Origin of the sequence: Wolbachia endosymbiont of Ctenocephalides felis wCfeT (assembly GCF_012277295.1) — a bacterium.
GTDB lineage: Bacteria > Pseudomonadota > Alphaproteobacteria > Rickettsiales > Anaplasmataceae > Wolbachia.
In genome coordinates this window covers 180,228-204,599 of the sequence record NZ_CP051156.1, presented here as the reverse complement: position 1 = coordinate 204,599, position 24,372 = coordinate 180,228, and the positions used below count along the sequence as shown (strand labels likewise).

The 24,372-nt window shown below is 35.5% G+C and carries 15 protein-coding genes and 3 pseudogenes; 11 read left to right on the top strand and 7 right to left on the bottom strand.

Annotated elements, in window-relative coordinates; genetic code table 11:
* The 3 genes from HF197_RS01035 to HF197_RS01025 are packed head-to-tail and all read right to left on the bottom strand — an operon-like array spanning position 1 to position 2,047.
* Entirely contained in the window at positions 1 to 810 is an 810-nt protein-coding gene (locus HF197_RS01035; RefSeq protein WP_168463928.1) for a metal ABC transporter permease, read from the bottom strand.
* A 1-nt stretch (position 811) separates the two neighbouring features.
* The gene (locus HF197_RS01030) at positions 812 to 1,177 is read right to left on the bottom strand and encodes an Mth938-like domain-containing protein (RefSeq protein ID WP_168463927.1); all 366 of its coding nucleotides are present in this window, start codon (positions 1,175 to 1,177) and stop codon (positions 812 to 814) included.
* Positions 1,178 to 1,180: 3 nt separating this feature from the next.
* The gene (locus tag HF197_RS01025; protein WP_168463926.1) at positions 1,181 to 2,047 is read right to left on the bottom strand and encodes a 4-(cytidine 5'-diphospho)-2-C-methyl-D-erythritol kinase; all 867 of its coding nucleotides are present in this window, start codon (positions 2,045 to 2,047) and stop codon (positions 1,181 to 1,183) included.
* An 84-nt stretch (positions 2,048 to 2,131) separates the two neighbouring features.
* On the opposite strand from HF197_RS01025, the gene HF197_RS01020 reads away from it, so the two are divergent.
* The 3 genes and pseudogenes from HF197_RS01020 (at position 2,132) to HF197_RS01010 (ending at position 8,504) form a co-directional block, all read left to right on the top strand.
* Entirely contained in the window at positions 2,132 to 5,530 is a 3,399-nt protein-coding gene (locus HF197_RS01020) for a UvrD-helicase domain-containing protein (RefSeq protein ID WP_168464858.1), read from the top strand.
* A 113-nt stretch (positions 5,531 to 5,643) separates the two neighbouring features.
* A pseudogene (tnpC, locus tag HF197_RS01015) lies at positions 5,644 to 7,004 on the top strand (IS66 family transposase).
* A gap of 84 nt (positions 7,005 to 7,088) precedes the next feature.
* Positions 7,089 to 8,504 carry a leucine-rich repeat domain-containing protein gene (locus tag HF197_RS01010; protein ID WP_168463925.1) on the top strand — a complete coding sequence of 472 codons (1,416 nt, stop codon included), beginning with the start codon at positions 7,089 to 7,091 and terminating at the stop codon, positions 8,502 to 8,504.
* A gap of 104 nt (positions 8,505 to 8,608) precedes the next feature.
* On the opposite strand, the pseudogene tnpC (HF197_RS01005) reads toward HF197_RS01010, so the two are convergent.
* A pseudogene (gene tnpC / locus HF197_RS01005) lies at positions 8,609 to 9,969 on the bottom strand (IS66 family transposase).
* A gap of 118 nt (positions 9,970 to 10,087) precedes the next feature.
* On the opposite strand from tnpC (HF197_RS01005), the gene HF197_RS01000 reads away from it, so the two are divergent.
* The 4 genes from HF197_RS01000 to HF197_RS00985 all read left to right on the top strand — a co-directional run bounded on the left by HF197_RS01000 (position 10,088) and on the right by HF197_RS00985 (position 14,441).
* A complete protein-coding gene (locus tag HF197_RS01000; RefSeq protein WP_168463924.1) occupies positions 10,088 to 11,617 on the top strand; it encodes a hypothetical protein in 1,530 nt (509 codons plus the stop codon).
* A gap of 16 nt (positions 11,618 to 11,633) precedes the next feature.
* Positions 11,634 to 12,722, top strand: a complete 1,089-nt coding sequence (gene rodA, locus HF197_RS00995) for a rod shape-determining protein RodA (protein ID WP_168464857.1) — start codon at positions 11,634 to 11,636, stop codon at positions 12,720 to 12,722.
* A gap of 69 nt (positions 12,723 to 12,791) precedes the next feature.
* Positions 12,792 to 13,412 (top strand): ankyrin repeat domain-containing protein, encoded by a 621-nt coding sequence (locus HF197_RS00990; protein ID WP_168463923.1) that lies wholly within the window; start codon positions 12,792 to 12,794, stop codon positions 13,410 to 13,412.
* A 72-nt stretch (positions 13,413 to 13,484) separates the two neighbouring features.
* Positions 13,485 to 14,441 carry an IS5 family transposase gene (locus HF197_RS00985; RefSeq protein ID WP_168463922.1) on the top strand — a complete coding sequence of 319 codons (957 nt, stop codon included), beginning with the start codon at positions 13,485 to 13,487 and terminating at the stop codon, positions 14,439 to 14,441.
* Positions 14,442 to 14,891: 450 nt separating this feature from the next.
* Here the strand turns inward: HF197_RS00985 and HF197_RS00980 are convergent, their stop codons facing one another.
* The 3 genes and pseudogenes from HF197_RS00980 to HF197_RS00970 form a co-directional block, all read right to left on the bottom strand.
* Entirely contained in the window at positions 14,892 to 15,590 is a 699-nt protein-coding gene (locus HF197_RS00980; RefSeq protein ID WP_168463921.1) for a hypothetical protein, read from the bottom strand.
* A 13-nt stretch (positions 15,591 to 15,603) separates the two neighbouring features.
* Positions 15,604 to 16,964: pseudogene (tnpC, locus tag HF197_RS00975) on the bottom strand (IS66 family transposase).
* Positions 16,965 to 17,044: 80 nt separating this feature from the next.
* The gene (locus HF197_RS00970) at positions 17,045 to 17,770 is read right to left on the bottom strand and encodes a hypothetical protein (RefSeq protein WP_168463920.1); all 726 of its coding nucleotides are present in this window, start codon (positions 17,768 to 17,770) and stop codon (positions 17,045 to 17,047) included.
* Between the two features lie 152 nt (positions 17,771 to 17,922).
* Between HF197_RS00970 and htpG the strand changes: the two genes are divergently transcribed.
* From htpG to HF197_RS00950, 4 genes are all read left to right on the top strand, one after another.
* Positions 17,923 to 19,827: a molecular chaperone HtpG gene (htpG, locus tag HF197_RS00965; protein WP_168463919.1), complete on the top strand. Its 1,905-nt coding sequence runs from the start codon at positions 17,923 to 17,925 to the stop codon at positions 19,825 to 19,827.
* A 73-nt stretch (positions 19,828 to 19,900) separates the two neighbouring features.
* Positions 19,901 to 22,705: a host RNA manipulator TomO gene (locus HF197_RS00960; RefSeq protein WP_168463918.1), complete on the top strand. Its 2,805-nt coding sequence runs from the start codon at positions 19,901 to 19,903 to the stop codon at positions 22,703 to 22,705.
* Between the two features lie 61 nt (positions 22,706 to 22,766).
* Complete coding sequence (hemA, locus tag HF197_RS00955) at positions 22,767 to 23,987, top strand: 5-aminolevulinate synthase (protein WP_168464856.1); 1,221 nt, start codon at positions 22,767 to 22,769, stop codon at positions 23,985 to 23,987.
* Between the two features lie 100 nt (positions 23,988 to 24,087).
* A complete protein-coding gene (locus HF197_RS00950) occupies positions 24,088 to 24,360 on the top strand; it encodes an ankyrin repeat domain-containing protein (RefSeq protein ID WP_168463917.1) in 273 nt (90 codons plus the stop codon).
* The last annotated feature ends 12 nt before the right edge of the window (positions 24,361 to 24,372 follow it).

Below are 24,372 nucleotides of genomic sequence, written 5' to 3'. Positions count from 1 at the left end.
TCAAGCAAGCTTACTCAACGCCAACCTTATAAAATAAGCAACGATTAAATAAAGAGCTGAGGTTAGTATAATTGCTGGTCCTGTGAGCAGATCAAAATTTGCAGATAATATTAGTCCTGATACGCCAGAAATCACTGAAAAGACTGTGGCAACGATAATCATTTGCATTGGTGTTTTTGAGATCAGTCTTGCAGATGCAGCAGGTATCAACAAAAATGCAGCAATGAGCAATATTCCTATTAGTTGAGCAGCAACTGCTATGAATATAGCAAGGGTGATAAGGAATTCTAATCTGACTAGATTCACGTTAATTTTCTCTACTGTTGCTAAATCTTGATTGATTGAAATCATGAGCCAATAACGCCATCTAAGTATTAACGTCAGAGCAGCTGCTACTGAAGCTAATAAAATCAATAATATATCGCTCTTTTCCAGCGTTAATATATCACCAAATAATGAGTTAATAATGCCACCATTGCCAGATGGTAAAAAGGACATAATTATCAAGCTGGATGACAAAACTACATTGGTAACGATATTTAATATCGTGTCAGCAGAATATAGCCTGTTAAAATTCAGAGAAAGCAGCAACGCAAACATGATTGCTATTAGCATTATGCTGATTGATGGACTAATTTTTAAAATTAAAGCTAATGCAATACCAAGTAACGAAGAATGTGATAAGCTATCACCTAAATATGACAATCTTTGCCATATCATGAAAGATCCTAAAGCACCAGTTACTAAGCTGATTATAACTACCGCAATAAGGCTATTGATGAAAAAATCCTGGGTAAATATCTCAAACATACTATAAGGCTACCAGGTAACTCACTACAAACCTATCTTCTAATATTAAAACGTTATGAGTTCTGCATGCAGCGTCTGTTGTCATAAATTCAAAATTCAGACCTTTTCGTTCCATTAAATAAGCTTTGACTGATGGGTTTGGCGTATTTCGCGTTTTACCTGTGCCTATTAACAAAATTTCTACTTCTTTTGTTAAAAAAGACTCAAAATGTTTTTGATTATCAATGTCAACTTTTTTTAATTCAATCACCTTCTCGGGAAAAACTATAATACAGCTACAATACTCTTTATCATTCACTAGAAATTTTCCTTCTTTATAACTATTGATAAGATTTTTATTTTCTAGAATTGAAGGGGTTATATTCATAAATTAAACTATTAACTGAGTGTCGCACACCCACCATTCTGGCTGCTGCTCTCTTATTCGAACTGCAGCAGCTTTTGCATTTTCTTTATTATCAAACATGCCAAAGCATGTTGTACCACTGCCTGACATACGAGAAAGTATGCAGCCCTTTTGTGACTCCAGTGATGATATCACATCTTTTACTTCAGGGACAAGACTTATTGCTATTTCTTGGAGATCATTTTTTACTTCTTTAATAAATTTTGATAAGTTTTTCTCAGCTTCAGTATTCCATTTAATTGATTGGGAAAAATTTCCATCATGCTTGGAAAATACTTCTGGTGTACTTAAAAACTTCTTCTTCGGCTTTATGAGCACTATATTAGTTGGCAAGGAAAAATTTTTGATGTGGTATAGTTCATCACCAATACCAGTAACAAAAGCCGGCTTACTTTCTACGCTTGCTGGAACATCAGAGCCAACACTTAAAGCTATTTCATTTAAAGCTGGCATATCAACTCCCCAAAATTTTCCAAGTGTACGTATAACAGCTCCAGCATCAGAGGATCCGCTACCTAAGCCTGCAGCAGTTGGTATATTTTTTACTACCTTTATGGAAACTTTAGTGCGCTGTGGAGCGTATCGAAGCAGTAGATTCACTGCTTTTGTTATAGTATTATATTGTCTATCTATCTTAGATTCAGAATTTACAAACTCAACCATAGAATTGTCATACTTGGACTCCTTTTCTCCTACTTTTATCTCTAAAAAATTAGCAAGATTGGCAAATACAAATAAACCTTCTATTACATGATATCCCGTTTCTTTTTTATCTACAACGTGCAAAAAAAGATTAATTTTTGCTGGTGCTTTCACACAAAAACTTTTCATTGTATATTTTCACTGAAATTACTTTTACATTATATTTATAATGTCATTTTGGTCAACTTTTATACTGTTTTTCTACTTTTTTTAATGAGAGTAAGAGCCATAAATCCAAATTTTTCTGCATGGGTAAGTGCATCTGCTGGTACAGGTAAGACAAAGATTTTAATAGATAGAGTATTAAGACTTTTACTAGAGGGTAGAAAAAATATACTTTGCTTAACATTTACCAATGCTGCAGCAAATGAAATGGAGAGTAGAATTCACAATACTTTAAGCAAATGGGCGGTATGCTCTGATAATGAGTTAATTGCATCTTTAGAACAGTTGGGCCTCTCCACTATTCTCTCATCCCAACAAACTTCTCTGCGCCCTACCCTATTGCCTCAGCATACTACGTACCCTACTCCGTCATCTCAACGTCCAACTCTATCATCTCAATACCCTGCCCTGCCATCTCAACACTTTACCCCGTCACCCCAACACCACACTATGTCATCCCAGTGCATGACGCTGGGATCCAGTAAGATTGAAGACAAAGCAAGAAGGCTTTTCTCTGAGCTGGAAAACCTTGGTTTAACTATTCAGACAATCCATGCTTTTTGTTATAAATTAATCTCAAGCTTTCCTGTAGAAGCTGGAATTGCTCCAAATTGTACGCTGAATGAATGTAGAGAGTTGCATTCACTTGTATTTGATAAAGTGTTACATGATGAGGATATACAGGATGATATCAACTCTGTTGCCACTGAAATTGACGAAAATAAATTACGTGATTTGCTTTATACATTATGCGCAAAAAGACCAGTAAGCGATTTGGAATACATAAAAGAGAAGCTCAATGCTCCAGATGAAGTGCGTGATCTGCCAGAGGAAGTATTTGAGCAAGTTAAAAGATTTGCTGAAATACTAAATAGGGGCAGTAAAAGAGATCAAAGTTATGGTAAAATACTTATGGATTCCGATGTCAGCTATTCGAATGACATCAAGATAGAGAACTTAGCCAAAGTCTTTCTTAAACTAGAATCAAACGAAAAAAAGAGCATATCATCCATTATAACGAAGGGTACATTGGAAAAATTTCCTGATGCAGAACAAATAATCAATAGTATTCAGAATGTGGTTTTTACCTACATAAGAGATACAAATTCTTATCAAATATTCAAGAGAGCTAGCAATTTACTCAAGATATTCAAAGTATACTTCAGGCTTTATAGTGATGAAAAAGCAAAAAATGCTCTACTTGATTATAACGACATAATTGATTTAGCAATGGGCCTCTTAGGCAATCAAGACTATAAAGATTGGGTATTATTCAATTTAGATCAAAAAATAGACCATATTTTAGTTGATGAGGCACAGGACAATAGCATAAATCAATGGAAAATTATCACCCACCTCTGCGATGAATTTTTTGCTGGTGGCGAGGAAAAACGCACCTTGTTTGTAGTTGGCGATGTCAAGCAATCTATTTACAGATTTCAGGGAGCAAATCCTTACTTGTTTAATTATATACAAGAATATTTTTATACAAAAACTGAATTGATATCGTGCCAGCTCGAAAAATCCTTTCGCTCAGCTCCTGAGATTTTAATGTTGGTAGATAGAATACTTTGCAACTTCCGTGAGGAAATATCCTTTAACGATAATGAAATAAAACATATACCGCACAGAGAGAGTGATCAAGGTTACGTTGAAATTTGGCCAGCATTACCAAAGCAGAATGAAGAGGTGCAGCAAGCTTTAAAGACTCACCTTACATGCAGAGAAGGCCATTTCGTAGCGGATCGGTTACTTGCTCAGGCAATAGCAGGAAAAATTCACAATTGGTTGAGTGAAGGACGCATTTTAGTTGCTAAAGATCGCCATATAGAGCCAAAAGACATCATGATTCTTGTGCGACAGAGAAATGTGCTGATTGATTACATAATAAGTGAGCTCAAAAAAGCCAATGTTCCAGTTGTAGGGCGGGATTATTTTAAAATTATGGACTATATAGCTGTTCAGGATTTAATCGCATTGGCTGAGTTTTTACTCCTGCCAGCAAATGACTTAGCTCTTGCAAATGTCTTAAAGTCACCGCTATTTAATTTTACTGAAGATGATTTGTTTAATATTGCATATGATCGCAAAGAGCAATCACTGTGGAATAGGCTAGAACATTATTCTGAAGGCATTTACAGCGAGTTGAACAACCTCATTGACCTGTCCAGTAGAGAATCCCCTCTTGTATTATTTTCGCATATACTGCGAACTGGTAAGAAGAAATTCGCTGCAAGGCTTGGTCTTGAATGCTTTGAAATTTTAGATGAATTTATGCACCTTGTGCTGCAGTTTGAAAATCCATCTTTGCAAGTATTCGTTCAGTGGATTAAAGAAAATAACCCAGAAGTTAAAAATGACATGCAATCAGAGCGCAATGCAGTGAGGATAATGACGATTCATAAATCAAAAGGTCTGCAAGCTCCTATAGTGTTTCTAGTTGATACAAATACGGTGCCACGAAGCAATGAGAGCATTATCTTTGATGCAGCAGAAATGCCATTTTGGTGTGGAAAAAATAGCAATGCATATTGTGATCAAGTAAAAAGAGAGAAAAAAATTGAGGATTATAATGAATATTTACGTTTACTCTATGTGGCTCTCACGCGTGCTGAGGATGAGCTATATATTTTGAGTAAAGAACCGGTGCAAAAAGGCTCTTGGTATGATTTAATCACTCAATATGGTGAACCATATAAAAAACAATATAAAGATTTACAGCCAATATTCAAAGAGAAAGCCGAAGTGTTGTGCATCAATGCACACTACCCTGACATTTATAAGAAGCGTGACTATTTTGACACTCCTGTGACTTTAATTCCTCCTAACTTATTAGAGTTGTTTCAGCGTTTATCTATAGCAATACCTAACTCTGTCATCCCAGTACTTGATACTGGGATCCAGAACGTGGATTCCAGCGTCACGCGCTGGAATGACATAGAATCTAGTACTGGGATGACAAATAAGGATATTATAGCGACAAGAAGTAGCACTGAAATGAAAGACAGCTACGCAAGGGGTCTAATAATTCACAGCGTATTGCAATATATACCTAAAGTAAAAAAAGAAAGAAGAAAGAATTGGGTAAAAAAATACTTGGAGAGTCTAAATACCAGAGAAGATAAGAATGAAATCTACGATAAAATACTAGCCTTTAGTGAAAAGTACGACTATCTGTTTGATTTAGAGGGCAAGTCAGAGGTGTCACTCAGCGGTATTATAGATGATGAACCAGTGCTAGTGCGACTGGATAGGCTTTGCATAACGGAAGATAAGGCAATTATAATTGACTATAAATCCCATCGCAATGTTCACGCTTCTTTATTAAATGAAATAGAAAAGCAAATGCTTACCTACAAAACCCTAGTGCAAGAATTGTATCCAGATAAACAAATAGAGTGCATGGTCATTTGGATAGAGGATTTAACGATGACGTTGTTTGTATAGCCTGGTTGCTAACCTTAAAATCTTGACAAAAATTGTATCCATTCAGCCGGGCGGTAAAATAAAGAGTAGACAAGGAATGCTAAAAAGGTAGACTAGAGTGGCTGTGAGGTAATATGGTTGATCTTTTAGAATTTTGCGAAAGTTTAAGCAGACTATAGAAAAGTTAGAAACAAAAATAGAAGAGCTTAAAGCAGAAAATAAAGCGCTAAGGATCGAAAACGCTGAGTTAAAAGAAAGGCTTGGCTTAAATTCAAAAAATTCATCTATACCAAGCTCCAAAGAATTATATAAGATGAGGGAAAATAAGCCAAAAAGTGACAGGAAAGTAGGAGCACAGGTTGGACATAAAGGCAGTTACCGCCCTAAAATGGAGGCAGATGAGATGGTAAAAATAGAACTGCCCAATACGTGTGAGTGCGGAGGAGAAATTGCGGTATCAAAAGATCCGTATACTCATCAAAAGGTCGATTTGCCGGAAATCAAGCCGTATGTAGTTGAATATCAACTAGAGCATGGACGTTGCAAAAGATGTGGAAAAAGAAAAAGTAGCAAGCTACAAGAAGGAGTAACTGCAGACACATTTGGTCCAAGAGTTAAGTCAGTAATTACAGCATTAAGTGGATTTTACAAGAATTCGAAAAAAGAAGTGGCAAATATTATAAAGGACATTTTCAACCTGGATATCAGCGTCGGTAGTGTATCAAATAGCGAGGCTAGAGTGGCAGAAAAATGCCAAGAAGCATATGAGCAAATTGAGGAAGAGGTAAGCAAGAGCAAAATTTTACATATCGATGAAACTAGCCATTACAACAAAGGTAAACAGGGCTGGTGCTGGATGTTTGCGAGCAAAATAGGAAGTGTGATCAAATTGACAGAGTCAAGAGGGATGAAAGTCCTGGAAAATAGTAAATTTGGAAAGAATAACAACCTAGTAGTGACCGACAGATATGCAGCTTACAACTACTTTTCCAGCAAGAAAAGGCAGGTCTGTTGGGCACATTTAGCAAGAGATTTTGAAAGGTTGTCTCATAGTTGGAATAGCGAAGTGAAAGTTTTGGGGTATTATTTAAGGAATGTTGCTACTGAATTATTTGCATTGAAAAAAGCTCTGTTAAAGGATGAAATAGACACATTAAGGTTCATAAGAAGAGCAAGAAAATTACGCAAGCGAACGAGATATTACTTAAAGAATATATCAAATTTACCCGAGGCAATTGGAGCGTCTCGAGTAGCAAAAAATATCATGAAATCGGATCTGATGATGTGGAAATTTTTGGACGATCCAGAAAATATTCCACTGACAAACAACTATGCTGAGCGACAGATTCGGCATTACGTTGTTTACCGAAAAGTTTCATATTTTACACAATCGAAACGGGGAAATATGTTTCTTGAGAGGATAATTTCATTGTACTTGACTTGGAGGCAAAAGAAGTTAAATCCTTTTCAAAACCTACTGGCTATTGCTTCTTAAGCCATACACCTGAATGGATACACAAAAATTAAAATATTAAGTAATATTTATATATTAGTAATAGTATTCTTGTAGGGGAATAAAGTGGATTTTAATCAATACGTTGAAGGTTATATTTTAAATATACGTAGTGTGCTTGATTTGGATGAAAAAGCATTATTAAATTTTTTAGAAGCATTATTTGATTTTTTAAAAGATAGACCTGACATTACAAAACTTCATTTAACATCCAGCAATCTTGGAAATGAAGGTGCAAAAATCGTAGCTAAACGCTTAAAAGAAGTTCCTCATTTACAAGTCCTTAATCTAAGTGGAAATAACATTGAATATGAAGGTGCAGAAGATATAGCTACGCACTTAAAAGAAGTTCCTCATTTGCAGGTTCTTGATCTAAGTGGAAACAATATTGGAAATTACGGTACAGTGGTTATAACTGTAAAGTTAAAAAAAATGCTTAAGCTTCACACCCTTGATTTAAGTGGAAACAACATCAGTTGTAAAAATATGAAAGGAGAGGAAGATGTGGAAGAAGTGGCAAAAGTGAAAGCAATAGCTGTAAACTTGGGGGAAATCCCTAATCTTCGTGTCTTGAGTTTAAGCAGGAACAATTTTAAAGTGGAAGGTGCAAAGGCCATGGCTGAACACTTAAAAGAAGCTTCTAATCTTCAGGAACTTTATTTAAGCGAGAGTAACCTTAGAAATACAGGTACGGCAGCCATAACTGCAACCTTAAAAGAAATGCCTAAACTTCGCATCCTTGATTTAAATGGAAACAACATCTGTAATAATGGTAGTCGTGAGCACGGTAGTAAGGATATAGAAGTGATAATTGCAGACCTAAAAGAAGTTTCCCATCTTCAAGATCTTGACCTAAGTGGTAATTTTTTTGGAAACAGGGGTGCAAAAGCATTAACTGCGCTTACCGAACTTAAGGAGCTTGGCTTGTCGTCGTGTGGTCGGATCAGTCTTAAAGACATAGAAGAATTGCACAAAAAACTTCCAAATTGTACAATGTATACTGATCATGGAACGTTTGGACCCTCAGTCCCTGATCAAACTAATAAGAAAGAAGAACCTACTGTAGAAAGTACAGATGGTATAGCATTACAAGACTCTACTGACACGCATAGTAATGTAGATAATCAGAATCATACTGCACCAGCTGACACGCATGGTAATGTGAATAATCAGAATCATACTACACCAGCACAACCAGATATAAGTACTAATGGGTACAATCATCCTTCTACTCCACACAACAGCAGTAGAAAATACTATATTGGCGGCGGTATGGCGGTTATTTTGCTGATAGCAGGAGCAGGAATAGCATGTTTTGTTACAGGTAATCCTATTATTGGAGGAGTATTTATGGCAGTTGTTATGGTTGCGATATTAGTGCTTGGAATTGTAGAATGCTGTAAATCAAGCAAAAAAAGCTCAGCTGTACTTGGTAGTACAAATACTATTCCATGCTCTAACCAAGGGCCCAGTATAGAATAGTATTTGATTAATAATTAAATAACCACCCTGTAGATTTTTTCACAATATCTTTAATACATTTTTCACTTTTATATAATATTTCTGTATCCATTCAGGTATATGGCTTAAGAAGCAATAGCCAGTAGGTTTTGAAAAGGATTTAACTTCTTTTGCCTCCAAGTCAAGTACAATGAAATTATCCTCTCAAGAAACATATTTCCCCGTTTCGATTGTGTAAAATATGAAACTTTTCGGTAAACAACGTAATGCCGAATCTGTCGCTCAGCATAGTTGTTTGTCAGTGGAATATTTTCTGGATCGTCCAAAAATTTCCACATCATCAGATCCGATTTCATGATATTTTTTGCTACTCGAGACGCTCCAATTGCCTCGGGTAAATTTGATATATTCTTTAAGTAATATCTCGTTCGCTTGCGTAATTTTCTTGCTCTTCTTATGAACCTTAATGTGTCTATTTCATCCTTTAACAGAGCTTTTTTCAATGCAAATAATTCAGTAGCAACATTCCTTAAATAATACCCCAAAACTTTCACTTCGCTATTCCAACTATGAGACAACCTTTCAAAATCTCTTGCTAAATGTGCCCAACAGACCTGCCTTTTCTTGCTGGAAAAGTAGTTGTAAGCTGCATATCTGTCGGTCACTACTAGGTTGTTATTCTTTCCAAATTTACTATTTTCCAGGACTTTCATCCCTCTTGACTCTGTCAATTTGATCACACTTCCTATTTTGCTCGCAAACATCCAGCACCAGCCCTGTTTACCTTTGTTGTAATGGCTAGTTTCATCGATATGTAAAATTTTGCTCTTGCTTACCTCTTCCTCAATTTGCTCATATGCTTCTTGGCATTTTTCTGCCACTCTAGCCTCGCTATTTGATACACTACCGACGCTGATATCCAGGTTGAAAATGTCCTTTATAATATTTGCCACTTCTTTTTTCGAATTCTTGTAAAATCCACTTAATGCTGTAATTACTGACTTAACTCTTGGACCAAATGTGTCCGCAGTTACTCCTTCTTGTAGCTTGCTACTTTTTCTTTTTCCACATCTTTTGCAACGTCCATGCTCTAGTTGATATTCAACTACATACGGCTTGATTTCCGGCAAATCGACCTTTTGATGAGTATACGGATCTTTTGATACCGCAATTTCTCCTCCGCACTCACACGTATTGGGCAGTTCTATTTTTACCATCTCATCTGCCTCCATTTTAGGGCGGTAACTGCCTTTATGTCCAACCTGTGCTCCTACTTTCCTGTCACTTTTTGGCTTATTTTCCCTCATCTTATATAATTCTTTGGAGCTTGGTATAGATGAATTTTTTGAATTTAAGCCAAGCCTTTCTTTTAACTCAGCGTTTTCGATCCTTAGCGCTTTATTTTCTGCTTTAAGCTCTTCTATTTTTGTTTCTAACTTTTCTATAGTCTGCTTAAACTTTCGCAAAATTCTAAAAGATCAACCATATTACCTCACAGCCACTCTAGTTTACCTTTTTAGCATTCCTTGTCTACTCTTTATTTTACCGCCCGGCTGAATGGATACATATTTCTTATAATATATTATGTAAAGTGAGGTGGGGTTATGTTGAATTATGGTGCGAGCACAAGTGCTAATGTAGCAGAGGAATATCCTATAGTCGGTAAAAGTACTTCAATGGACTACTTGGCGGATTTGGGGATTGTAGGAGGCAGAGAAATGGGTACTTTGCGTAATAGAATTCGCACGAGACAACGCTTATCTTACGGAGAAGCTGAAGAAATAGTTAGGCATCTTCGTAAAATCCTTGCGCAGAAATATTTATCCAAAGGTGAGCACGAAAAAGTAAAAGAATTTTTTCAGGATTGTGATATTTCTTTTCTTAACCATATAGGTAAAGATTGCAACACACTCGTACACATAGCTGCCGAGTTTGCTCATTATGATATTATGCAAATATCCTTATCAAGGGTAATTGCGTATGACATAGGCAATTCAAGTATTAAAGTACGAAATATATTGGATAAAAATGCACAGGGTAAAACACTATTACACTTAGCCGTTGAAAACAAACATCTGGTAGGCGTAACGGATGACCGTAAAGATATTGAAGAAAAGCACAAAAAGGGTATCACAGATGAAAGTTTTGACGATATTAAGAAGAGACATATAAAATCTGTCGAAGCTTTCCCTGATAAGTACTTAAATAAACTCGTTAATGTGCAGGATGATGAAGGAAACACACCTCTACATATAGCTGTTTTACATGTAATGAATCAGGAAAAGCCATCTCAAAATGCTTATGACTACGATATTACAAAGAAACTATTGACTGCTAAAAGTGCAGACACTGAAATCAAAGATAATGACGGTGAAAGTATATATGACTATATCAAGAAAGTTGAAGGATTTAAGGATAAAAAATTAATTTATTCACTTATTCAGCATAATAAGAAGCAAAAGAAATACCTGGATGAGCAGTTTAAAAGACTTAGTAAAAAAGCGCAAGTTAGAGAGAATCAATCCAAAAAGTACAGCAAAATTGCAGTAGGGTCTGCTATAGTATCTGAGTGTTCTAATGCATTATATGAATACAATATTGCTCGCCATGCATTGCATTTCTCACATGTGATTAAGGCTTTAGCTATAGTACCTTACCCCGCGGGTTTTTTGCTTACAGCAATGGCACTGCATCATAGTTCATCTTCTCATAATAAAAAGTGTTGTCAGCTGGATAACGATAGGAAGCAAAATGAAGTAGAAGCGGAAAGGCTAAGAAGCATATTGAAAGACATTGAGTACAAGGAAAGAATCGCAAAATTAGAAACGGATCTGCAAAATCATAATCATAAAACAGAAAGCGGATCGTCTTTGAATCTGCAATTGAAAAATTCTCATGTGAATAAGAGATCTTTAGTTTATACAGCATCTGTTCCAATACTTATACGCGTAGAGAAAGAAGTTGATTTTGGATTAAAAGAAGAAAGAGAGAAAGAAGGTAGTTTTAGAATAAGATCATTCTCTCAGGGAGCGAGCTATAAAAAAGAAAGCAAGAAAGTTGGGCCACAAACATTATTGCGATTACGAAAACTTTCAAGTACGAGAAACATTTCTTCTATTCACTCTAGCCAGTAAAACTATATAATAAAAAATATTAACTGTAACAAAATTGAAAACGATATTCTGGCTATTGGTAGTCAATGTTATTGCTCTATTTTCCATTGGCATAGTTGTGCAATATTCTTCTGCTGGTGGAAAATGGGCGCCATTTGCAATTCACCAGATAATCATGTTTTCAGCTTTTTTTTTATTGGCTGTAATCATGTCATTTATTAATCTGGATTTTTATCTGAAGTACGCTTATTTCTTTTATATAGCAGCCGTAATTTCATTATTAGTGGTAAATTTTCTTGGATCCAATGTGATGGGTGCAACAAGATGGATTAGAATAGGATCAGTTAGTTTACAACCATCAGAATTTGCAAAAGTGGGCTTGATACTTGCACTTGCTCGTTACTTTGAGGGTAAAAGTATTTATAAAGCAATGGAATTTCGAACCCTGCTTAAGGCGTTCGTAATAATTTTCTTACCTGTACTTTTAGTGTTAAAGCAGCCTAACTTAGGTACGGCTGTAATAATGCTATTTATAGGGGGATCAATTATATTGACAGTAATAATCAAAAGATCCCATGTTGTAATTTGTGGGACACTAGGTAGCCTTACGGTGCCGGCTATCTGGCCTTTTTTACGCCCTTATCATAAACAAAGAATATTATCATTTCTAGATAACTCAGTTGATCCACTTGGTATAGGCTATAACGCACAACAATCTCAAATAGCTATAGGTTCTGGAGGAATGTTGGGTAAAGGTTTTGTAAATGGAAGCCAAACGCAGCTTGGATTTTTGCCAGAGAGGCATACAGATTTTGCTTTTGCAGTGCTGAGCGAAGAGTGGGGATTTTTGGGTAGTATGACTTTGATTTTACTATATACTACGTTGCTTTCTATAATACTTTCCATTGCTTATCAATCAAAAAATCATTTTTCTAAGCTGGTATCCATTGGAGTTTTTGCTTTTTTTAGTGCTCATTTTCTAATCAATCTCGGAATGACAATAGGACTTTTACCGGTAATAGGTGATCCTCTACCCTTTCTTTCTTATGGGGGTAGCACAACTGCTGCGAGCTTAATATGCATAGGTTTATTGCTGACGATAAAAGCAGATAAATATTTCACATAATCAAGAATTAGTATTTTACATAAAGCATTATTTATAGTATAAGAAGCGTTTTAGGCTGTGAGGATAATTATGCTAATTAATAATGATAAAGTAGTAGAAACTGACTTTTTAACTTTTGGATTTTGTACATTAACCAAAGATTCTATCGCGCGTAGTTTGGACAATGGTGCAGATATCAATGGAACGAACAGGATTAACGGTAAAAGTATATTAACCATAGTAGTCAGAAATTATGTTAATGGAAACTGTGATGATGCAGATACCATTAGCTATTTGTTACATAAAGGTGCAGATCCACTTTTGGAAGACAAAAATGGTGATAGTATGTTTACCATTGCTGAAAGAAGTTGCAATATAGAACTATTATCAATGATTGTAAAGTATCTGGCAAATAGTAAGAAGGAAAGAGTAGCTGGAGAGCAAAGGTTTGATGGTAGAATTACTAACATATTAGTATCATCGTGTTCTGAAAACTCTATCAATATAAGGAGAATAATAGAATTAGTAAAAGCGGGAGCGGATCCAAATGGTGTTTCTAGCGATAGTACAGCAAGTGCAATGTATAAAAAAAGCCCTTTAACTGTGCTAACTGGGCGCTATCTTAGGTCAACAAGTGAGTTGGGTAAAAGACAAATCCTTTCATACGTAAGAGGTGTAATAAAGTGTGGAGGCAATGGCTTTGTTGCATAGCTAAAGTAAAAAGAACTGGCAGTTACTGATGAAATTCATTATAAACAGGCATTTAACCGACAAAGGAAAAATATGCCAGTCAAAATGAAAGTCAGTAACTGCTACGAATATAACAAATTTCTCCAAGAAAGAGGAAATATTTTTTATTACGTCAACGATGCCATAGAAAATTGGTACGAAAAAAGTCCCAAAATGGCCGGTGGCAACAATATTTATAGTGATAAAGTCGTAATTCTAATTCACATAATAACTTATTTGTTTAGAATAGGCCTAAGACAAACGGTGGGGTTTATAGCGGGATACCTTGAGCAAATAGGAAAAAATTTGCAAGTTATCAGCTATTCCCAGGCTTCCAGAAGATTCAAAAAGCTTAACTTAAAAATTAATGATCGAAGACATGATAAAAACAGTATGGAAAATATTGAGATCGCCATAGATAGCACTGGAATAAGCATCTACAATAATATTCCAGGCCATAGTAAGGCAAACGGTACAGATAGAAAGTACCGTGGCTATAAGCAAACAAGAAAATTGCATGTAATGCTGGAGATAGGTAGCAAAAAAGTCATAGCTGCAAAATACAGTAGTGGAGTTTATTCTGACCACTATGGAGCCTGTGATCTTATTGCAAGGGCTAATGCTAAATACAATATAAGCACACTATATGCAGACAGAGCATATAATCGAAAGAAGTTATACAAATTGTGCAATGAGCTTGGCATAAAGACAAAAATTCCTCTGCAAAACAATGCAGTGGAGCATCCAAAGCTGGATTATATGGCTGAGAGAAATTCTACAATCAAGCTCATAAAGTCATATGGTGAAGATGGTATGAAGAAGTGGAAAAAAGAGATAAATTATGGGAAGAGATCTTATATAGAAAGTTTTTTCTCGCGACTGAAGCAAACATTTGGGTTTAGTTTTAGGAACAAATCTGAGATTAACCGTGAGAAAGAAATGCTACTCAAGTGTTATTTGCTGAACAAATTTACTGAAATAGGCATGGCTAAATTTGAGATAGCTTCATGAATTTATTATGCATTGCCTCCTATCCAAAGAGCGATGCAATAAAGCTATTCTAGCGTCAAGCGCTAGAATGACACCTATGCAGTCTTTCTTGTTATCCTTGTAAAGGTCAAGTAATTCGTTGACAAAAATGTTAATGTAACGTAAACATTCTTGTAGGCATAGATGAGAAAAAATATACATAAAAATTCAATTATTAGTAGTAATTAAAAAATGATATCCTTTTTACTGGACCTCAGTGTCGAGCACTGGGGTAACAAAGGGTGAGCACTGGTATGATACCCTTTTGTGGGTAACTGGCCTAAAATGCGATGTTCGTACACTTATGGATCAAGTCATAGTATCCAGGGTCAAAAAAAGTTGAATCCGTCAGTCACTGCCAGTTCTTTTTACCTGAACGATGCAACAAAGCCGGGTGACATTGGGCGGTAGGTTTTTGTCCCGCCCTACAACTTAAGGTGATTTACTAAGCCCTGGCTGAGATCCTTGCTGAGTGACATGTGTATCATTAAATGTGGTTGAGCAACAAGATTTTGCAATGCCATAATAAGCAGCTATACACAACAATACGATAATAGCACCAATGACAGCTCCTTGTGGGCCGCCTATTAAGAAACCTGTGCCTACACCTACTAACAAGCCAGCTACTGCACAAGCAACATAGTATTTTCTTTTGCTGTTTTGTGGAGTAAAAAGACTGCTACTGTTATTATCATTTTTACCGCTTATATTAGGAATGAAATAATTTATAGATCCTGTTTCATGTAATGAATCATCATCAGTAACGCTACTGGTAGATTGTTCTTGTGCTAATTCGTTTGTTGACTGCATAATTGGTGCTGTACAATTTTGATTGCTCTTATCATTATGTACATTAACAGAATTTAATGATTCTTCAGATGTTTGCGGATCATCACTTAGTGCTTTGTGCTCTTTAGTGCTATCGTCAGAACCTTCCTTACAGGACTGTGTAGCAGTACTACCATGGTTTTGAACATGCGAATTTTTTCTATCTGTAGTAGAGTTTATAGGAGGAATTTCTGTCTGTTGTGTTTTCTCTTCATTTTTTGTCTGTGTAAAACCTGCCATTTCATTTGCAAACTCTTGCATTTCTTTAATTTCTGATAATGTATTAATGATAATCGTATCCATTCAGGTGTATGGCTTAAGAAGCAATAGCCAGTAGGTTTTGAAAAGGATTTAACTTCTTTTGCCTCCAAGTCAAGTACAATGAAATTATCCTCTCAAGAAACATATTTCCCCGTTTCGATTGTGTAAAATATGAAACTTTTCGGTAAACAACGTAATGCCGAATCTGTCGCTCAGCATAGTTGTTTGTCAGTGGAATATTTTCTGGATCGTCCAAAAATTTCCACATCATCAGATCCGATTTCATGATATTTTTTGCTACTCGAGACGCTCCAATTGCCTCGGGTAAATTTGATATATTCTTTAAGTAATATCTCGTTCGCTTGCGTAATTTTCTTGCTCTTCTTATGAACCTTAATGTGTCTATTTCATCCTTTAACAGAGCTTTTTTCAATGCAAATAATTCAGTAGCAACATTCCTTAAATAATACCCCAAAACTTTCACTTCGCTATTCCAACTATGAGACAACCTTTCAAAATCTCTTGCTAAATGTGCCCAACAGACCTGCCTTTTCTTGCTGGAAAAGTAGTTGTAAGCTGCATATCTGTCGGTCACTACTAGGTTGTTATTCTTTCCAAATTTACTATTTTCCAGGACTTTCATCCCTCTTGACTCTGTCAATTTGATCACACTTCCTATTTTGCTCGCAAACATCCAGCACCAGCCCTGTTTACCTTTGTTGTAATGGCTAGTTTCATCGATATGTAAAATTTTGCTCTTGCTTACCTCTTCCTCAATTTGCTCATATGCTTCTTGGCATTTTTCTGCCACTCTAGCCTCGCTATTTGATACACTACCGACGCTGATATCCAGGTTGAAAATGTCCTTTATAATATTTGCCACTTCTTTTTTCGAATTCTTGTAAAATCCACTTAATGCTGCAATTACTGACTTAACTCTTGGACCAAATGTGTCCGCAGTTACTCCTTCTTGTAGCTTGCTACTTTTTCTTTTTCCACATCTTTTGCAACGTCCATGCTCTAGTTGATATTCAACTACATACGGCTTGATTTCCGGCAAATCGACCTTTTGATGAGTATACGGATCTTTTGATACCGCAATTTCTCCTCCGCACTCACACGTATTGGGCAGTTCTATTTTTACCATCTCATCTGCCTCCATTTTAGGGCGGTAACTGCCTTTATGTCCAACCTGTGCTCCTACTTTCCTGTCACTTTTTGGCTTATTTTCCCTCATCTTATATAATTCTTTGGAGCTTGGTATAGATGAATTTTTTGAATTTAAGCCAAGCCTTTCTTTTAACTCAGCGTTTTCGATCCTTAGCGCTTTATTTTCTGCTTTAAGCTCTTCTATTTTTGTTTCTAACTTTTCTATAGTCTGCTTAAACTTTCGCAAAATTCTAAAAGATCAACCATATTACCTCACAGCCACTCTAGTTTACCTTTTTAGCATTCCTTGTCTACTCTTTATTTTACCGCCCGGCTGAATGGATACGTTATATCACGCTAATCTCCAAGTTATGTTGAGGAGAGTCTGGTTCTATTTGGTACACCACCTGATATGTGTCTTCATATTCCAGTGTTGCATCTTTTTCAGTAATTTTCTTTACAGGTTGCTCTACACTTTCGATAATAAACCTACTACCTAGATTGCCAAATCCTTGATTTTGCACACGAAAAGTATCTTCCTCGAATTTTATTATTGCTTGTGTTCCACCTTTTTCAACATCAACGAAGCTAAAAATACCTTTGTTGGTTTCATCAATCTCCTTAGTATTAGTTTTTTCAGAAAAATTTTTTACGTATACAGTGGAGATTCCATTGGCATTGGTAGTTGTGCTTACCTCACCTATAGTATTTGAATAAGTTGGATACAGAGCCTTATATTCCACTTTACCATTAAACGTAAACTTTAATTTATTCAATAAACACTTTTCTGGGTCATTTGCAGGACAGTTAATTTGTGGTGCTTTTTTCAATTTGATCCCTTCCAACCGAATTTCGTCCATAAATCTATAATCTTCATCTGAATTACCAGCTGGCCGGTGGAACGGGTTATTACTTTTAGCACTATATGTGCAACTTAATATATCTCCATCTAAATCACATTTTGCACCATTGCTCAGCTCAAACCCAAATTTGGCTTTATATGGATTAATAGCTGAAATATCTGAAAAATCATACTTTTTAATATTTTCTGCAGTAAGATAGCCTTGTTGCATAGTTATTGCTCCTTTAATAAAACGGATTTACATTATAACAAATCGTTATTAACAGTTAATTATCATTAGCTATCATTTACAGTGCGATCTTGAAAATTCTCATGCCAATGCTTAAATCTACTATGGTTACAAAATAAATAACGGAGTTCAAAATGCACGACGTACAAAAAACTGAGAATTTAAAATTTGATGCTGAAGTAGGTAAGGTATTAAATATAGTTATTCACTCTTTATATACCAATAAAGATATTTTTTTACGTGAGTTAATATCAAATGCATCAGATGCGTGCGACAAGTTGCGTTATGAATCTCAATTGAATCCAAACCTTATTGACTCAAGTGATGAATTAAAAATTACCATTAGTTCTGATAAAGATAAAAACGCACTATATATTACCGACAATGGCATTGGAATGAATAGGCAGGATTTAATAGACAATCTTGGTACAATTGCAAGCTCTGGCACACAGAAATTTTTGGATGCAATAAAGAATAATAAAGATTCAAGCCAAGCTGTAGAACTGATTGGCAAATTTGGCGTTGGTTTTTACTCAAGCTTTATGGTTGCTTCAGAAGTTATAGTTGAGTCACGAAAAGCAGGGGAAGAAGAATCTTGGGTATGGAAGTCAAAAGGAGATGGTGAGTATTCAATTAGTGCACTGGATGATCAAATTCTTCGAGGAACGAAAATTACGTTGATTATGCGCCCTGAAGAAAATGAATTTTTAGATAAATTTCGCGTTGAGAACATCGTTACTACATACTCTGATCATATCAATTTTCCTGTTGAATTTGTAAATGAAAAAGGAGAGAATGAAAAATTAAATAGCAAGGCTGCAATTTGGACAAAACCTAAAAATGAAGTGACCCAAGAAGAACATAATGACTTTTTCCGTGGTGTTGCACACGTTGGTGGTGAGCCTTGTATGATATTACATAACAAAAATGAAGGTGCAATAGAATATACAAACTTGCTTTACGTTCCTTCTATTAAACCTTTTGATTTATTTCATCCAGATAGACGCTGCTCTGTTAAACTGTATGTGAATAAAGTTTTTATTACTGAAGATAATGTACAAATTATACCGCAATATTTGCGCTTTTTAAAAGGAGTTGTTGATTCACCGGACCTACCTTTGAATATTAGCAGAGAAACTTTGCAGAATAACCGTGTTGTTGAGCAAATCAGAAAATCTCTCACTAAACGCGTGGTATTAGAACTGAATAAAAAAGCAAAAGAGGATTTGGAGGAATATACAAAATTCTGGACTAATTTTGGTGCAGTTTTAAAAGAGGGTCTGTGTGAAGCTATGCCAACTGACGAGAGAGAAGCATTGCTTGCCGCTTGCAGATTCCACAGCACAAACGGTGATAAGTTAGTCAGCATTGACGATTATATAAGCAGAATGAAGCCTGAGCAGGAACACATCTATTATCTTACTGGTAACAGCCTTGAGTCAGTGAAAAATAGTCCGCAACTTGAAGGGTTCATTAGTAAGGGGTTAGAAGTGTTATTGTTTATTGATCCAGTTGATGATTTCTGGACCAGTGTTATCAATGAATACAAAGACAAGAAAATTAAGTCTGTCACGCGCGCAGATGTTGATTTAGAAAAATTCTCCTCTAATGACGACAAAAAAGACGAAGAAAGTCAGTCCGACACAGAGGAATCTAAAGAAGATACAGACTCTATAATACAATATTTCACTAACGTATTAGGAAATTTAGTAAAAAGCGTAAAAATTTCTAAAAAATTGACTGACAGTCCAGTATGTTTGGCAGTTGAGGAAGGTGCTATGGACCTCCGTATGGAACGTTTCTTGCGTGAGCAAAAGCAACTAAATTATCGCACTCCGAAAGTTCTGGAAATTAACACTAAGCATCCTATAATAAAAACCATAATGAATTCACATGCTGAAAGTGGTGAAAGCTCCACGCTGGAGGATATGGTGCACCTATTGTTCTATCAAGCTTGTATTACCGAAGGTGAAGAGATGGATGATGCTAGCTTATTTGCTAAAAGGTTAAACAATTTACTTAGCAATATCACAATCTAATATTGCATTTTACTTGACAGCATTCTTGTTTAGAGATATACTAAATTAACGCCATTTATGAGCGAGGTAATACATGAATAATTCTTTAGATCAAAATTTAACAGACCAGCCGGACAATCAAGCTATGGCTAGTTCAGTAGATAGCTTTGTCGATTTAAGCGAGGAAACTCAACAAGAAGAGCTCAATTCAGCAACTAAACTGAGTTCTCCATTAGATCCAAATTTAACAAGCCAGCCGGACAGTCAAGCTATGACTGATTCATTTACTGTTGATCAATCGTATGAATACTTCACAAATGAACCAAAGTCAGCTATTGTAGAAGGTAGTAATGCTAAGGGTTCATTTGTTATTACTCCTAAAGGTCTCACTTTTGATAAAATAACCGATGTTCTCAACAAAGCAAAAGGTGGAGATTATGAAGAAATTGATGAAATTATAGAAAAATTACGAGACTATGAAGATGCTTATGTTACTGATTTGGATGCTGAAAATTTCAAAAATTTCTGCTTACAACAATTCGATTGGGAATTAGATGATCTTCAATCCAATTTTAAAAGAAGTGACCATCAATATATATGTTCAAATATACTTTCTCGATGTAAGTTTAATACAGATAGTTTCAATCATGATTACTCAGTAAAAGAGCTTATGCTTTTAGCAATTGCAGCTAATGATACGCTTACAGAAAAATACCAGAATGTGCTTCTTGCTGAAAATAATTTAAGTCTTTTACCTTTGCTTGTTGGCAGCAAAAAATGCATTGGGATTTTTATGGAAAAATTTCATAGTATCGATGGGATTTATGAAAAATTAAAAAATCAGTCTATACGGTTTGACGAGTTTAGCAAGATTGGCTTCTTTTCAGTTATAGCACTGAGAGAGGAATATGATCTATTAGGTTCAGTTATAGCACCGAAAAAGGAATATGATTTATTAGAGATTGATCTTGTTTTGAACGATCTTGAGGAAGCATTAAAAATAAATGATTCTTTATATGGAGTGTTTGAAACAGCATCTTTGGTTCAAAATGAAAAATTTATTACGGTAATGTTAGATGCATTTGAAAGACGCATTAATGATCCGGCTAAAAAAGAGTTATTAAAGAAAAGTTTTGTTACTTTATTAGAACCTGCAGTAAGCCAGGAACATGATCTCATTGTTAAGTATTTGTGCAAAAAATGTACTGAAAATGAAAATCCAGAAATTCGGAAGATTTATGGAGAAGAGTTAGCAAATGATAAAATAATCGAGCAAATTGGAAAACAGGTTGTACAAAGTATCCAGAGTGCAAAAGGTGGGCGCAAAGTAAAAAAACAAAACATTTATAATGTATGTTTAAACGCTGCTGCGTATATTGGAAATGTAGAATTTATAACAAGGGTATTGGATCTCACTACAAGTGACCCTCAATTTGCAAGTGATAAAAATAGACAAGCTTTCTTTCAAAATAGTCTAACTACTGTTTTGAGTAGCACAAAAAGCTCTCCGGTTATTGAATGTTTGCTTAAGAAATATAGTGAAGATATTACCCGTGCATTAGAAAGTAAGGAGATTAAGGATCAGGCAGCACTCAGCGTGCTAGATAGTGCAGTAAGATTAGTGGAAGAAGCAGCAATTGCTCAAGATGTTAAGGCTTTAAGCACTTACATAAATATTGTTCAAGCTGCTGTAATTAGTGTACCGCCTAAGGAAGGCGCATCAAAAGTTAATGAATTGGTACAGATATTAACTAAATTTCATGAGAGTGAAGAATTTTTTGGGCGTAGTGATGCTTACCCTACTGTGCTTTTTACACCACAGTTGTATCCTCTGGTAAAATACGTAACGGAAATTTTAGGTGGCTATATTTCTCAAGAAGACTTTAATAAGCTTATAAATCTTGAAGGTGCTTTAAGTAAGATTAAATCTGATTTAGCAAGGAAAGACGAAGTATTAGCTACTACAACAGTTAATACTTCAAGCCAAGCAGCTAGTAGTGACAGTCAGGATTTAAAACCTAAGGGTATTGATAGTAAGCAACAAGAGCTTGTAGGAAATGGTGAAAATAGTATAATTGGTAAAGAGGTTCCAATTCAGGAACCTCTAGGTAATAATAGTAGTGAGGGTAGAGTGTTGGATATTAAAACTGCTGATTCTGGTTACGATTCAGCATCTACAAGCACAAGCGGTCAGTCAACTCCAGTCGATAATCAGGCTATATTGAGTGAATCAATAGATCCAGAAGTTCTTCAACTTATGGGTGATATGGTTGATTATGTTGTTAATGATGAACAAGCTGCTGAGCATGCAGCAATACAAATAAGTACACTTTATAATGAAGAATCAGAAGTGCTACATGCAGGCGCTGTTAACAATGGTGATTTAGGTGTTCGCATTGTTAATTTTCCTAATGGAGATGAGGCTGCTATTGAAGATATTGATGAGAATACGGGAGAGCCTATAAATTCAGCAATAAAAGTCAATACTAAGCAGCATAATAATTCTTGTGCTGGAGGTGTCACTACACAATCACCTATTAGTGAGGGTCAAGCGCCGGGGCCAGCACCAACGACTTTAACAGTTAACAAAGAAGCTGACCGGAAAAATGATACTCAAACAAATGTCGGCCAGTCTATTGATCCAAATAATACTGCACCACAAAGCACTAAATTTTATAATGCAGCTTCTTTATCGCTTCTGGTAGGTGGCTCGGGTTGTGTAGCACTTGCATTGGGCCTATATGTATTTGAAGTTTCTTTACTAGCAACAGGAATAGCAGCAGGAGTGGGTCTCTTTTGTTTGGCTTTAGCTGTGTATTGCTGTAAGCCTAAAACCTTAATTAAAGACGATAAAGTTGAAGAAGTTGTGCCTAAAGTTGCTATTAGTACTAAAGGATAAATATTGTAGTTTACCATTTAATAATTTGTTATAATTATGTCAATTATTGACAGATAAAGCCTTGGTAAGTTACGAAGAAATATTCTTAAATAAAATTAAAGATATAAAAAACGAAGGGCGTTATCGTGAGTTTACGCACTTTGCTTCATTACCTGGCAGACTTCCCTATATTATGGACTATGAAAGAAATAGAGAAGTCATCGTTTGGTGCAGTAATAATTATCTGGGAATGTCACAGAATGAAAATGTTACTGCTGCTATTCAAAATGCGCCTGTTGGTGCAGGAGGTACAAGGAATATATCTGGCACAACAAAAGAAATCGTTGAACTCGAAAAATCTTTAGCAGACCTTCATCAAAAAGAATCTGCTTTAACCTTTCCTTGTGGGTATTTGGCTAATCAGACTACACTTAGCACTTTGTCATCTGTTATTCCTGATGTAGTCATTTTTTCTGATGAAAAAAACCATTCCTCAATGATAGAAGGTATCAAAGCAGGAAGAAGACCAAAGTATATATTTAAACATAATGATGTTAGTCACTTGGAGCAGCTACTAAACTCCGTAGATAGAAAAACACCAAAAATAATAGCTCTTGAGTCTGTGTATTCAATGGATGGTGATGTAGCACCACTTAAAGAAATATGCGATCTTGCAGATCAGTACAATGCAATTACCTATTTGGATGAAGTACATGCAGTTGGTATGTATGGCCCACGTGGTGGTGGTATTGCAGAAAGAGAAAATTTAATGAACAGAGTAACAATTATTCAAGGAACGTTGTCAAAGGCTTTTGGGGTGATGGGTGGATATATAGCATCTTCAAAGAATTTGGTGGACGTAATTAGAAGCTCAGCTCCGGGATTTATCTTTACTACCGCTATGTCACCCGTCCTGGCAGCAGCAGCAAAAGCAAGCATTGAGCATTTAAAGTCTAGCAATGCTGAAAGAGAGAAACAAAAGCAAGTGGTAAAAAAGGTAAAAAACTCACTACAAAACGCAGGAATTAATTTTATTGCAACAGAAACTCACATAATTCCAATAATAATTGGTGATCCAGAGTTATCAAAAGAAGCGTCAAAATTATTGTTTGATGAATATGAAATTTATGTTCAACATATAAATTATCCAACCGTTCCAAGAGGAACTGAGCGTTTTCGCATTACCCCTACACCTTATCATACCGATGAAATGGTAGAACATTTAACGGAATCTCTAGTAAAAGTTTTCAAAAATTTGTCTATACCGCTGGCTTGCTTAAGCTTTTCATCTTCCAAGTATTAAAATTCTATAAACCGCATCGACTTTCCATAAAATTTACTAGCATATGTTGGCATGTTATGGTAAAATCGAATTATGTAATAACTATAATAGAGGTGTTGTTATGGTAGAGACTAGAGAAACTATGCAATTAAGCAATAAGCTATATAACGCAATAAAAGAAAATAACCTTCAAGAGGTTAAAGAATGCATTATAAAAGCAAAAAGTAAGGGGGTTATTAGAATTATTAATTTTAAAGATAGAAATGATAAATCACCTCTAGAAAGGGCTGTTAAAAATGAAAATTTGGAAATAGCGAGATTTTTAATTGAAAATGGTGCTGACATTAATATTCAAGGATTATCTTCGCCATCCACCTATATATTATGCAGTTAGAAATGGTTCTAA